12 protein-coding genes are annotated in these 12,821 nt (G+C 65.6%); 9 read left to right on the forward strand and 3 right to left on the reverse strand.

The features are described 5' to 3' along the window. Window positions 1-16 precede the first annotated feature (16 nt). Together IEV93_RS18105 and IEV93_RS18110 are read left to right on the forward strand one after the other, a co-directional pair. Window positions 17-607, forward strand: coding sequence for a TetR/AcrR family transcriptional regulator (locus tag IEV93_RS18105; protein WP_188491417.1), 591 nt, complete (start codon window positions 17-19; stop codon window positions 605-607). Window positions 608-627: 20 nt separating this feature from the next. After that, on the forward strand, window positions 628-1,311 hold the full coding sequence (locus tag IEV93_RS18110) for a type 1 glutamine amidotransferase domain-containing protein (RefSeq protein WP_188491419.1): 684 nt from the start codon (window positions 628-630) through the stop codon (window positions 1,309-1,311). A gap of 64 nt (window positions 1,312-1,375) precedes the next feature. On the opposite strand, the gene IEV93_RS18115 is transcribed toward IEV93_RS18110, so the two are convergent. Next, complete coding sequence (locus IEV93_RS18115) at window positions 1,376-1,966, reverse strand: TetR/AcrR family transcriptional regulator (RefSeq protein WP_188491421.1); 591 nt, start codon at window positions 1,964-1,966, stop codon at window positions 1,376-1,378. 128 nt (window positions 1,967-2,094) lie between these two features. Here IEV93_RS18115 and IEV93_RS18120 point away from each other — a divergent pair, with 128 nt between their 5' ends. The 5 genes from IEV93_RS18120 (at window position 2,095) to IEV93_RS18140 (ending at window position 7,689) form a co-directional block, all read left to right on the forward strand. Beyond that, the gene (locus tag IEV93_RS18120) at window positions 2,095-2,982 is read left to right on the forward strand and encodes an alpha/beta fold hydrolase (protein ID WP_188491423.1); all 888 of its coding nucleotides are present in this window, start codon (window positions 2,095-2,097) and stop codon (window positions 2,980-2,982) included. Window positions 2,983-3,123: 141 nt separating this feature from the next. Continuing rightward, entirely contained in the window at window positions 3,124-4,122 is a 999-nt protein-coding gene (locus tag IEV93_RS18125; protein ID WP_188491425.1) for an NADP-dependent oxidoreductase, read from the forward strand. A 56-nt stretch (window positions 4,123-4,178) separates the two neighbouring features. After that, the gene (locus IEV93_RS18130) at window positions 4,179-5,012 is read left to right on the forward strand and encodes an SDR family oxidoreductase (RefSeq protein WP_188491427.1); all 834 of its coding nucleotides are present in this window, start codon (window positions 4,179-4,181) and stop codon (window positions 5,010-5,012) included. A 101-nt stretch (window positions 5,013-5,113) separates the two neighbouring features. Beyond that, window positions 5,114-6,748, forward strand: a complete 1,635-nt coding sequence (locus IEV93_RS18135; protein WP_188491430.1) for an AMP-binding protein — start codon at window positions 5,114-5,116, stop codon at window positions 6,746-6,748. Further along, window positions 6,748-7,689, forward strand: a complete 942-nt coding sequence (locus IEV93_RS18140) for an alpha/beta fold hydrolase (RefSeq protein ID WP_188491432.1) — start codon at window positions 6,748-6,750, stop codon at window positions 7,687-7,689. The genes IEV93_RS18135 and IEV93_RS18140 overlap by 1 nt, the downstream gene beginning before the upstream one ends. A gap of 76 nt (window positions 7,690-7,765) precedes the next feature. Here the strand turns inward: IEV93_RS18140 and fdhA are convergent, their stop codons facing one another. Further along, window positions 7,766-8,983 (reverse strand): formaldehyde dehydrogenase, glutathione-independent, encoded by a 1,218-nt coding sequence (gene fdhA, locus IEV93_RS18145; RefSeq protein WP_188491434.1) that lies wholly within the window; start codon window positions 8,981-8,983, stop codon window positions 7,766-7,768. A gap of 433 nt (window positions 8,984-9,416) precedes the next feature. On the opposite strand from fdhA, the gene IEV93_RS18150 reads away from it, so the two are divergent. Next, the gene (locus IEV93_RS18150; RefSeq protein WP_188491436.1) at window positions 9,417-10,370 is read left to right on the forward strand and encodes a GTP pyrophosphokinase; all 954 of its coding nucleotides are present in this window, start codon (window positions 9,417-9,419) and stop codon (window positions 10,368-10,370) included. Between the two features lie 73 nt (window positions 10,371-10,443). On the opposite strand, the gene IEV93_RS18155 is transcribed toward IEV93_RS18150, so the two are convergent. Further along, complete coding sequence (locus IEV93_RS18155; RefSeq protein WP_188491437.1) at window positions 10,444-11,217, reverse strand: SDR family NAD(P)-dependent oxidoreductase; 774 nt, start codon at window positions 11,215-11,217, stop codon at window positions 10,444-10,446. Window positions 11,218-11,396: 179 nt separating this feature from the next. On the opposite strand from IEV93_RS18155, the gene IEV93_RS18160 reads away from it, so the two are divergent. Beyond that, window positions 11,397-12,818 carry an MFS transporter gene (locus IEV93_RS18160; RefSeq protein WP_188491439.1) on the forward strand — a complete coding sequence of 474 codons (1,422 nt, stop codon included), beginning with the start codon at window positions 11,397-11,399 and terminating at the stop codon, window positions 12,816-12,818. The last annotated feature ends 3 nt before the right edge of the window (window positions 12,819-12,821 follow it).

A 12,821-nucleotide genomic window follows, 5' to 3' on the forward strand; every position in this document is an offset into this window, starting at 1 on the left:
GGGTACCGTCGTCCTCATGGCGGTTGCCGAACACACCGAGACGCGAGAAGTGATCATCGCGTGTGCGCAGCAGCTGATGGCTCGAAAGGGCTACACCGCAGTCGGTCTCAGCGAGATCCTGACCACGGCCCACGTTCCGAAGGGGTCGTTCTACTATCACTTCGCCTCCAAGGACGCCCTGGGCGAGGCGATGCTGCGGTCGTACTTCGAGGGCTACCTCGCCGACTTCGACAAGATCCTCGGCCGCGACGACCACACCTGGGCCGAGCGGATCCTCCAGTACTTCGCGTCGTGGATCGAGTCGCAGAGCAGCTTCGACTGTCAGGGCAAGTGCCTGGCGGTGAAGCTCGGCGCGGAGGTCGCCGATCTGTCCGAGTCCATGCGAGTCGCCCTGCTTGACGGGATCGGCGACATCACCGCTCGGATCGAGCTGGCGATCCGCGCCGGAGTCGAGGACGGATCGGTGCCGTCGACGGGAGACCCCGCGGCGACAGCGTCAGCGCTCTACGAGTTGTGGCTCGGAGCGAGCGTGGTCGCCAAGGTGAACCGGTCCGCCACCTCGATGAACAGCGCACTGGACCACACACGCACGGTCCTGGGTATCTGACTTTCACAAAGGAGAAACAGATGAAGATTCTGATGGTTCTGACGTCGCACGACGCGCTGGGTGACACCGGCAAGAAGACCGGGTTCTGGCTCGAGGAACTCGCAGCCCCCTACTTCCGGTTCAAGGACGCGGGTGCCGAGATCGTGCTGGCGTCGCCCGCCGGCGGACAGCCGCCGCTGGATCCGAAGAGCAACGAGCCAGACTTCCAGACCGACGACACCCACCGCTTCGAGGCCGACGGCGCCGCGAAAGCGCAACTCGCCGAGACCGTCGAGCTGAAGTCGGTCAGCCCGAACGACTTCGACGCCGTCTTCTACCCCGGCGGGCACGGACCACTGTGGGATCTCGCGGAGGATCGCGACTCGATCGGCCTCATCGAAACCGCCCTGCGCGCCGACATCCCGGTCGCCCTCGTCTGCCACGCACCCGGCGTCCTGCGGCACGTCACGAGCCCGGACGGACAACCGCTCGTGAAGGGGCGCACAGTCACCGGCTTCACCAACGGTGAGGAAGACGGCGTCGGCCTCACCGACATCGTCCCGTTCCTCGTCGAGGACGAGCTGATCAAGCTCGGCGGCGACTACAGCAAGGGACCGGATTGGGCGTCGTACGTCGTCCGCGACGGCATCCTCATCACCGGCCAGAACCCGAACTCGTCGGCCGAGGCCGCAACCGCGCTCATTGATCTGCTGCAGAAGGCCTGACTTTCAGCCTGTTCCGCCGGGCGGAGGCGACGGAGCGTGTCCGTCGCCTCCGCTCAGCCTTTGCTCATCGCCCCTCGCGCGTCTGATCGAGCAGCATCTCGACGGTTGATCGGGCGACCACCCAGGGCTCCACATCGTCGAGCGATGTCGACAACGCGGCGGCGCCCTCGTAGAGAAGCGCGATCTGGTGTCCGAGCCGGTCCGGATCGTCGACTCCCAGGTCCCGGCACAGGTCGATGATCGCCTCGGCGAAAGCCTTCTTCTGCGTATGGACGAATTCGGCGACTTCGGGCATCACCGACGCAGCCTCCACAGCGGCGTTGTGGAACGGGCATCCACGGAGCCGGCCACCACCGGGTTGCGGGACCTCGAACAACAGCATCAGACGTTCACGCGGCCCGTCGCCCTGCGCGTGTCGTGGATCCACCACCATCTCGCGCAGGTACGCGAGATACTGCTCCACCAGGTTCACCTTGCTGGGGAAGTACTTGTACAACGTCCTCTTGGAGACGTCCGCCTCGGATGCGATCAGCTCCACCCCCGTGGCGTTGATGCCCTCGACGTAGAACAGTCCGGCAGCCGCCGACAGGATGCGGTCCCGCGGGCCCGGCCGGCCCGCGGGCCGACTGGGTTGAGTTCGCGTCGCATTGGCCATTTGGATCACCGCCCACTTCGTTCTCACTGATATCGATGCCAAATTTACACCGATCGGTTTACAAATGCGAGACGACCCCTTATCGTCGTCAGTACACCGATCAGTTTACAGCGTCGAAGAGGTCCGCAATGAGCAGCAACGAGAACGTCACCAACCACGCACGACCGTCGACCGGCGAGCCGAAGGTGTCGTGGGCCAATGTCCCCACGCGCACCGTCCTGGTCGACGGCACCGACTTCGCCTACCGAACCTACGGTCCGGACCGCGGCGTTCCGGTTGTCTTCCTGCACCACCTCACCGCGAACCTCGACAACTGGGACCCGCGTGTGATCGACGGGATCGCCGCACACCACCGGGTCGTCGCGTTCGACAACCGGGGCGTCGGGGCGTCGGGCGGTACCACTCCTGACACCATCGAGGCCATGGCCGCCGACGCGATCGCGTTCATCGACGCCATGGGACTCGAGAAGGTCGACCTGCTCGGCTTCTCGATGGGCGGCTTCATCGCCCAGGTCATCCTCGAGCTCCGGCCCGAGCTGGTCGGCAAGGTCATCCTGGCCGGCACCGGCCCCGCCGGGGGTGTGGGCATCGACAAGGTGACGCGGGTGTCGTACACCGACTCGATCAAAGCCGTTCTCACGGGCAAGGATCCGAAGCAGAATTTGTTCTTCACACGCACCGAGAACGGCAAGGCTCGATCGCGCGAGTTCATCGCACGGTTGAAAGAGCGGACCGAGAACCGTGACGACGCGGTATCGGTAAAGGTGTTCCGGACCCAGTTACGCGCTATTCACACGTGGGCACTGCAGACCCCGGCCGATCTGAGCACGATCACGCACCCGGTGCTGGTGGCCAACGGCGACGACGACCGTATGGTGCCGACGAGCAACTCACACGACCTTGCCCGCCGACTCCCGAATGCGACGCTGCGGATCTATCCGGACGCCGGTCACGGCGGGATCTTCCAGGAGCACCGCCAATTCGTCTCCACCGCATTGGAATTCCTCGCGGGCTGACCGCGTGTGCACCCTTTCCCCACGACTTCGCGCTCCACTTTTGTCGAGACGCTCCACGTGCAAGTGGAGCGTGGTTCGACAAGCGGAGCGCGAATGGGGACCTGCCCGCCCCTGATCTGTTCTACCCGAGAAGAGGATCCGTTGAAAGCGTTCGTCATCGACAAGTACAAGGCCCCCGTCCATGTCGCCGAGATACCCGTCCCCGCAGTGGGCCCACGCGAGGTACTGGTCAGGGTCGCAGCCGCAAGCGTCAACCCGCTGGACACGTTGGTGCGCAGCGGTGAGTTCAAGCAGCTGCTCAAGTACAAGTTCCCGCTCGTCCTGGGCCACGACGTCGCGGGAACCGTGATCGAGGTCGGCAGTGCGGTCACCGGGTTCGCAGTGGGCGACGAGGTGTTCTCCCGGCCCAGGGACCTCCACATCGGAACCTTCGCCGAGTTCATCGCCATCGACGAGGGGGATGTCGCCCGCAAACCGTGGAACCTGTCGTTCACCGAGGCGGCGGCGGTCCCGCTGGTGGCGCTCGCGGCCTGGCAGATCCTGGTCGAGCGCGGCAACGTCGGCCCGGGGTCCAGGGTGCTGGTTCACGCCGGCGCCGGCGGACTCGGTTCGACGGTCGTCCAACTCGCCAAGTACCTCGGTGCGCCTGTGGCCACCACGGCAGGAACCAGCTCGGCCGAGCTCGTCACGGCCCTGGGCGCCGACGTCGTGGTCGACTACCGGAAGGCCGACTTCGCCGAGGTGCTCTCCGACTACGACCTGGCCATCGATGCCGTCGGCGGCGACAACCTCATGAAGACACTGACCGTCCTGAAACCCGGCGGACTCGCTCTCGGGGTCACCGGACCGCCGGATGCGGGTTTCGCGACGCAGCTCAACGCACCCAAGCCGTTCGAGTGGGTGCTGTCGTTGCTCAGCCGGAAGGTACGCGCGGCAGCGAAGAAGAATGGTGTGACGTACTCCTTCTTCTTCATGCGCGCCGATGGTGCCCAACTGGCGACGCTGGCCGCACTGTACGAGTCGGGGCAGCTGCGTCCGGTCATCGACACCACCTTCTCGTTCGATCAGACCCTCGAAGCCATCGCCTACGTCGATGCCGGCAGGGCACGAGGCGGCAAGGTCGTCATCACCCACGACTGATCCGCGGTTGTCACCGGCAATCCCGGTCTCCTCTCCACTTACTCGAAAGGTTCGACATGTCCTCAGTACTCGTCACCGGAGCAGGACGCGGCATCGGTCTCGCGCTCACCAAGCGCATGAGTGCGGCGGGGTGGACGGTGTACGCCACCGCTCGCTCATCCACGGCGCTCGCCGAACTCGACGCTCTCGACAACGTCATCGCCGTTCCGCTCGACGTCACCGATCGTGACGCCATCGCCGCACTCCCCCAGCACCTTCCCGCAAGGCTGGACGGGGTGGTGAACAACGCAGGCATCATCGTGCGCGGGCCTGTTGAAGGTCTCTCGATCGATGAGTTGTCGAAGCAGTTCGACGTCAACGTCGTGTCGCAGATCGCGGTCACCCAGGTGGTCCTACCGGCCCTGCGAGCCGGTCATGGTCGGATCGTGTTCATCTCGTCGGTCAGCGGTCTGATCACGACCCCCCGTACCGGCGCCTACAGCTCGTCGAAGTACGCCGTCGAATCGCTGGCCGACGCCCTGCGGATGGAGTTGCGGCCGTGGAAGATCCCCGTCTCACTCGTCGAGCCCGGCCCCATCAAGACCGACATGTGGGGCGGGATGCTCGACGACCACGACGCGATGACCGCGAGACTGAGCGACGAGATCCGCGACCTCTACGCATCGCATCTGACGGGGAGCCGAAAACTGCTGGGCCGCATGCAGAAACTTGCCGCCGACCCGAAGCGCGTGACCAAGGCCGTCGAGCACGCGCTCACGTCGTCCCGACCCAAGCGCCGCTACGTGCTCGACACGGCCAGTCGTGCACAGAAGCTCGTGGTGGGAATGACACCCACCGCGGTCACCGATCGCGTCCTCGCGGCCGCCACCACCTCACGGCATTCTCGCTGAACCTATATACAGACAGCTTTTGTCCGTAATAGAGTGCGGGATGTGAGACGACTACGCCGTGCCGACGAAATCCCTTCCGTGACCGGCCGCCGGGCGCTCCCATGACCATCGGTGCACGCCTGGCGACGGGCGCTCGAACCGCAGTCGGGGCTTCCCTGGAGGGTGCTCGCGGCGTGTCGGTGCTGGTCAGACGGGGACTCTTCGATCTGCGCCGACCGGACCACGCCCTGCACGCGTATCGATCGGCGGAGAAGTGGGGTCCACTGGCGGGCACCGTCGCGCATCGCGCCTGGCTGTCGCCCGACGCCGTCGCCATCGTCGACGACGACGGACCGGTGACCCACCGCGAACTCGACGGATGTTCGAATGCCCTTGCTCGGGAGCTCGTCGAACACGGCTTGGGCGAAACATCCGTCGTGGCGGTTCTGGCGCGAGATCATCGGGGCCTGGTGATCGCAATGCTCGCCGCGGCCAAGATCGGCGCCCGACTCGTGCTGCTGAACACCGGGACGGCCGGACCTCAACTCGCCGAGGTGGTCAGCCGAGAGGGCGTGGCGATGCTCATCCACGACGTCGACTTCGCAACCGTGACCGACGCCGTGCCTGCCTCGGTGCCCCGGATGCTGACCCATCCCGACCCGAACTCTGCCAACTCACACCCGACAGGGCCGCTGACCCCGCCCTCCGCTCCCGGCGGACTGGTCCTGCTCAGCAGCGGCACCACCGGAACTCCGAAAGGTGCTCCTCGCGAGCGCGTCTCGATCCTGCAGTCGGCGGCGTTCCTCGACCGCGTCCCGCTGCCCGACGACCGACCGATGGTGATGGCCGCGCCGATCTTTCACGGCACGGGGTTGTCCCAGTTCATCCTCGGCCTGGCGCTGGGATGCACCGTCGTGCTGCGACGTCGTTTCGACGCCGAGGCCACCATTGCCGCTGTCGCCGAGCATCGAGCCGCCTCACTGATCCTGGTACCGACGATGCTGCAGCGGATTCTCGACCTCGACCCCGAGATACTCGCCCGCCACGACACGCGCTCGTTGTCGGTGATCCTCTCTGCCGGTTCGGCACTGCCGATTGATCTGAGCCGCCGCGCCGCAGCCGCCTTCGGACCGGTTCTGCACAACCTGTACGGGTCGACCGAGGTCGCCGTCGCATTGGTGGCCACACCCGACGAACTGCAACGCGCTCCCGGAACCGTCGGTCGCCCGCCGGTCGGATGTCGGGTCGCCGTACTCGACGAGGCAGGCACACCGGTCACCGAACCCGGCGTGGTCGGTCGTGTGTTCGCGCGCAGCGCACTCAGCTTCAGCGGATACACCGATGGCCGCCACAAGGAGGTCGCCGACGGCAAACTGTCGACCGGCGACGTCGGACACGTCGACGCCGAGGGATTGTTCTTCATCGACGGCCGGGACGACGACATGATCGTCTCGGGCGGGGAGAACGTCTATCCGCTCGAGGTGGAGAACCTGTTGACCGAACACCCGCACATTCTCGAGGCGGCCGTCGTCGGTGTCGACGACCCCGACTACGGTTCTCGCCTCCGGGCGCACGTGGTCGTTGCGCCAGGTCACGACCTCGACGCAGACGCTGTTCGCGCCCACGTCAGGGACAACCTCGCGCGGTTCAAGGTCCCACGCGACGTCGTGTTCGTCCCTGAACTGCCGCGCAACGCGACCGGAAAGGTGCTGCGAAGAAACCTGACTGACGAGGCGTCATCGGATACGGGCCGCTGATGACCGCAGCCTGGTCGGACCTACGGTCGGTGATCGCGATGTTCGCACCGACGCGTCCGGTGCCACAGCTACCGGCTCCATCGGTGCCCTGGACCGAAAAGACAGTCGTCGACCTCGGCGAGCGCGGTCGACTCACCGTCCGACACACGCCGGGCATCGAGACGTCGCCGACGATGCCCGTCGTGCTTCTCCACGGCATCACGCTCGTGGCAGACGTGAACTTCTTCGCACTGGCGGAACTGTTCGGAACGGACCGACCCGCGATCGTGTTCGACCTCCCGAACCACGGTGCCGGAATCCGGGTCGACACCTTCACCTTCGCGGACGCCGCGGATGACGTCATTGCCGTGCTCGACCATCTCGGTGTCGCGCGGGCGGTGGTGTGCGGATACTCGCTCGGCGGCATCACCGCCATGGTCGTCGGCGATCGTCATCCGCAGCGCATCGCGGGTGTCGTGGTGCAGGCCGCGGCGATGCGGTACGGCGTCGCCGTCCGCGAGCGGGTGTTCCTGCGTTCGGTCGCCGCCGTCCACCGACTCCGGCTCGACCAGGCCACTCGTGCACTGCCGGCACTCTATTGGCGGGCCAGCGGGCGTACCAGCGTCGATGCCGCGGCACGGTGGTCGTGGGTTCGCGGTCAGCTGACGGCAACCGGCAGGGTCCAGCACGCGACCGTGTGGGACGCCGTCCGACGTGCCGATCACCGGAGGTTGAGAGCGCGCGTGCCGACCGCGGTCGTGGCGCTGACAGCGGATCGCGTCTGTCCCCCGCAGCTCCAACGCGAGACCGCGGAGCTGTTGCGGGCCCGACGCTTCGACATCCGGGCGGACCACGACCTACCTGTCGCGGACCCCCGCGCCTACGCATCGATCACCGATGAGGCGTTGGCCTGGGTGTTCGATGCCATTGCTGAGAACGACGCCGCCCGTCGGCGCAACTAGGTCAAGCCAGTCGGCGCACGATCGCGCTCAGCTGCTCAGCCGCCCGCTGAGAATGTCCAGCTCGGCGAGGTGGACCTCACGCAGCGAGCATGCCGTGTGGGTCGATGACGAACTTCCGGGCCACACCGCTGTCGAACTCCTGATAGCCCCGCGGTGCGTCGTCGAGGGTGATGATCGTGGCGTTGACCGCCTTGGCGATCGAGACACGGTCGGCCAGGATCGCATTCATCAACTCGCGGTGGTACGACATCACCGGACACTGTCCCGTGGCGAACGACAGCGACTTGGCCCACCCGGTACCGAGACTGAGTGAGAGCGCGCCACGCTGCGCGGCGTCGTCGACACCCCCGGGGTCACCGGTCACGTAGAGCCCGGGAATACCGATCCCGCCACCGGCGCTCGTGACATCCATCAGCGAGTTCAACACTGTGGCAGGCGCCTCCTGGCCCGAATCGGCTCCGTGCCCCTTTGCCTCGAAACCCACGGCATCGACGGCCGCATCGACTTCGGGGATTCCGAGGATCTGCTCGATCTGGTCCTGTGGTGACCCCTTGCTGACGTCGACCGTCTCACACCCGAAGGACCGCGCCTGGGCGAGTCTGTCCTCGTTCATGTCACCGACGATCACGACGGCCGCGCCCAACAGTTGCGCACCCACCGCTGCTGCGAGACCCACCGGACCCGCGCCGGCGATGTAGACCGTCGAACCGGGCTTGGCGCCTGCAGTGATCGCTCCGTGGAAACCGGTCGGGAAGATGTCCGACAGCATCGTCAGGTCGAGGATCTTCTCCATGGCCTGATCTCGGTCGGGAAACTTGAGAAGGTTGAAATCGGCGTAGGGCGCCATGACGTATTCCGCCTGGCCACCGACCCAGCCGCCCATGTCGACGTAACCGAACGCCGACCCCGGCCGGTCCGGGTTCACGTTCAGGCAGATACCGGTCTTGCGTTCTTTGCAGTTACGGCAGCGACCGCAGGCGATGTTGAACGGGACCGAGCAGAGGTCGCCGACCTTCAGGAACTCGACGTCGCGTCCGACTTCCACGATCTCACCGGTGATCTCGTGGCCGAGTATCAGTCCTTCCGGTGCGGTGGTGCGGCCCCGGACCATGTGCTGGTCGCTGCCGCAGATGTTCGTCGAGACGACCTTGAGGATCACGCCGTGTTCGCACTTTCGCCCCACGTTGGCCGGGTTCACGCCCGGCCCGTCGGCGAGCTCGAGTTTGGGGTAGGCGATGTCGTGAACCTCGACCTTGCCGGCTCCTGCGTAGCTGACTGCTCTGTTTTCTGCCATGTCGGACTCCTTTGTCCGTTAGCCAGAGACCGTTGAGCCATCGGCTCGGTCCCCCGCGAAATGTGTAGCGACATAACGCACCGCGCGATCAGCGCGAGCTTTCAGGAGCCCCTCTGTGACCTGGCTCGAACTGAGCCGCCTCCGAGCGACTGTCCCTCTAGGCACCATAGAACGTTCTCTGGCGTCACATCGCTCGATTCGAATACATGCTGTGTGCGTTGACTTTCGAGAGCCGGTGTCGCTCTCCCCCGTCACCGCGGATCAGAGACAGCCGGCCGGCATGAACACCGCAACAGGCGCTCTGCTCCCTGAGTTCTTCGATCGCGCTCCGCGGAGCGCGATCGTCGAGTCGGTGGTGTCGCGCAGATGATGCGCCCCTCGTTCTAAGGTGTTGTCCAGAACCTCACCGGGTCCAGCCCAGAAAGGAGCGACGGTGACCTCGGCAATCGAGAGATACCTTCGTGATTTCAGCCGGTTCCAAAAACTCACCGGGGCGATGGAACGGTCCGTGACGACGCGGCTCACGGAGTCCTACATCGCGGTTCACGCCGTTCAGTCACGCACCAAGGAGCCTGATTCCGCGGCAGGCAAGTTCGCGCGACTCGACGAGTTCGGGATCTCCATCTTCACGGATCCGCTGCACGAGGTGACCGACCTGGTGGGCGTCCGGGTGATCACCTACCTGACGTCGGACATCGCTCGCGTCGAGGAGGCTCTGATGTCGGCGTTCGAGGTGCGTCAACGGGTCGACAAGACCTCGGTCACGCAGAGCGCCGGCACGTTCGGTTACGCCGGCACGCACCTGATCCTGCGCGCCGACGACGAGTTCCATTTCGAGGTGCAGATCTGCACGGTGCTCCAGCACGCGTGGGCCGAGATCGAGCACGGCATTCGCTACAAGGGTTCGCGCACATCGCCGTCGGCGCCGATCGACCGAGCCTTCACGCTCGCCGCCGGCCTCATCGAACTGGCCGATGCCCAGTTCGCCGAGGTCGACGCGCTGCACAAGAACGACCTGGCGCATGCCCGCGCCACCGAGGAGATCGAGATCGGCACGCTGCAGGAGGTGCTGACCGCCGCACTGCCGGACGTCAACCCTGGACGCGCGAACGCCTACGAATGGCTGATCACGCTGTTGGCCGCGAACGGCGTCACGGTGCGCGACGATCTCGACGAGTTCCTCGCCGCCGCCGATGTCGACGCAGTCATTGCGGCGATGGACTACAAATTCGCGCCCACGCACGTCCGATTGGTCGACGATCTCCTGCTCGCCAGGTTCGGCGAGGACCACATCGAGCGGACGGCCGGCATGGCGTCGGACCGGGATCGCGAGCCCAAACTCCGCTACCGGTTGGGGCGCCTGACTCAGAACGGTCAGCCGAAGTGATGAGACCGCGCTCGTCACAGCGGCCATTCTCCGATCGGAGCACCTCACCGTAGCGGTGGCATGAATGGCTTGATTAGTGCATGTGGCTGCCGCCGTTGATGTCGATGGTCGTGCCGGTCAGATACGCCGCGTCGTCAGATGACAGGAACGTGATGACCGATGCGATCTCACGGGTCGTAGCGGTGCGGCCGAGCGGGATACCTGCCGCAATGGCCTTCTCCTGCTCATCGGTGCTGCCCACGCGAATGTTGGTGTCCACGGCACCGGGGGTGACGGCGTTGATGGTGACGCCGGTGTCCTCCAGTTCGCGAGCAAGGGCTTTCGTGAAGCCCAGAACCGCTGCCTTCGCCGACGAATAAGGCACCTTGCCGAAGACGCCGCCGCCGCGTTGGGCGGAGACCGATGACATGGTGACGATCCGACCCCAGCCCTGGGCGATCATGTCCGGCAGAAACGCCTTCGTGACGAGGTAGGTTCCGGTCGCGTTGACGGCGAACACCTTGTTCCACAGCTCGAGGGTGGTCTCGAGAAACGGTACCGGCGAGGTGATTCCGGCGATGTTGGCCACCGCGCCGATCGGCGGCAACGCTTCGGTTTCCACCTCGTGGCGACAGGCCTCGTAGGCAGCCAACACGGATACCTCGTCGGAGACGTCGACGGCGTGTCCAAACGCGGGCACGTTGTAGGTACCGCCGATCTCGGCCGCCACCTTTGCCGACGTCTCGCCGTCGAGGTCGAGCACGATCACGCCCCAGCCGTCTTCGGCGTAGCGCTCGGCGGTGGCGCGGCCGATCCCCTTCTTCGAGGTGGCTCCGGTGATGACCGCCGTGCGTGTCGTTGAGTTCATCGTTCTCTCCTGTGCAGATCTCGCTGGTCGACCCCACGCTAGGAGTGTTCCGGGTCACTGTCAACAGTCAACTGTTATCTGTTACCTGTTGACTTTTTGGTGAGGCGCAGGTCACAGTAGGACTCACTGTTGACAGTCAACAGAGCCCCGATTCATAGTGAGTTGCCGGAGGAGTTGCCATGAGCGTTGACGCTCTCAAGATGCGAGGTCCCGTCCGAGGGACAAAAGACGCGAAACGCGTCGCCATCGGTTCATCGGTGGGGGCGGTTATCGAGACCTACGACTTCATCGGGTTCGGCACCGCTGCCGCGCTCTACTTCGGGACCGCTTTCTTCCCGGGAAGCAGCTCGGTGGCCGGCACGCTGCTGGCGTTCGCCACCCTCGGGGTCGGCTTCGCCGCACGACCGATCGGCGGCATCATCGGCGGCCACCTCGGCGACCGGGTGGGTCGGAAACCCGTCTTGGTCGCGTCGCTGATCACGATGGGGCTGGCGACCTTCGTCATCGGATTGCTACCGACCTACGCGCAGATCGGTGTCATCGCGCCGATCCTCCTCGTCACCGTCCGGATCATCCAGGGCATCGCCTTCGGCGCCGAGTGGGGTGGGGCGATCATGATCAGCTACGAACACGCCCCATGGAAGAAGAAGGGGCAGTTCACCGGCATCGTCCAGGCCGGCTTCCCCGTGGGCCTACTGCTGGCCAACCTGGTCTTCTTGGTCAGCGTGCACCTGCCCGGCGACTGGGCCTGGCGTGTGCCGTTCCTCGCCAGCATCGTGCTCGTCATCGTCGGCCTCATCATCCGATCCAAGGTTCCCGAGTCACCGGTCTTCGAAGACGTCAAGAACGACGGGGACATCGCGAAATCACCTGTCACCGAGGCGATCAAGCACGACTGGCGCAACATCCTGCGCGGGATCGGCCTTCGAATCGCGGAGACCGCGGGCTACGCAGTGTCGATCACGTACATGATCTCGTACCTTCACACCGAGAACCTCGCGAGCAAATCGGAGACACTGACGGCCCTGTGCATCGCGTCGGGTATCGGCATCGTGGCCACCATGGCCTGGGGCGCACTCACCGACCACATCGGACGCCGCACGCTCTACCTCGCCGTGTGCGCCTTCGCCGTCGTGTTCGGCATCCCGATGTTCCTGCTCGTCAACACAGGCTTCTTCCTCCTCGTGATCGCCACGTTCGTCATCTCGTACGCCGTCTGCCAGAACGCCCTCGCCGGCACCCAGGGCGCCTGGTTCCCCGAGCTGTTCGACGCGGCGCGCCGAGCCTCCGGAGCCTCACTGGCCTACCAGATCTCGGCGATGGTCTCCGGCTTCACACCGTTCATCACCACGCTGCTGTTCCTCTGGATGGGCTGGTGGGGTCCGGCGCTGCTGTTCACCACCTACGCCCTCATCGGACTGGTCGCCGCGATCTCGACCGCAGAGACGTGGGGACCGACCGAGCGCCGACTTGCCGATCGCGCACTGTCCGAGCTGGACGCGGCCGACGAACTCGACTCCCGCCCCGCGCGCATGGACGATGCCACGTTCGCCACCCCCAAGGCGTCGGGCACCTCCGCGCCCCGACCCGTCACCCACTGAGTC

Source organism: Williamsia phyllosphaerae, assembly GCF_014635305.1.
Classification (GTDB): domain Bacteria; phylum Actinomycetota; class Actinomycetes; order Mycobacteriales; family Mycobacteriaceae; genus Williamsia_A; species Williamsia_A phyllosphaerae.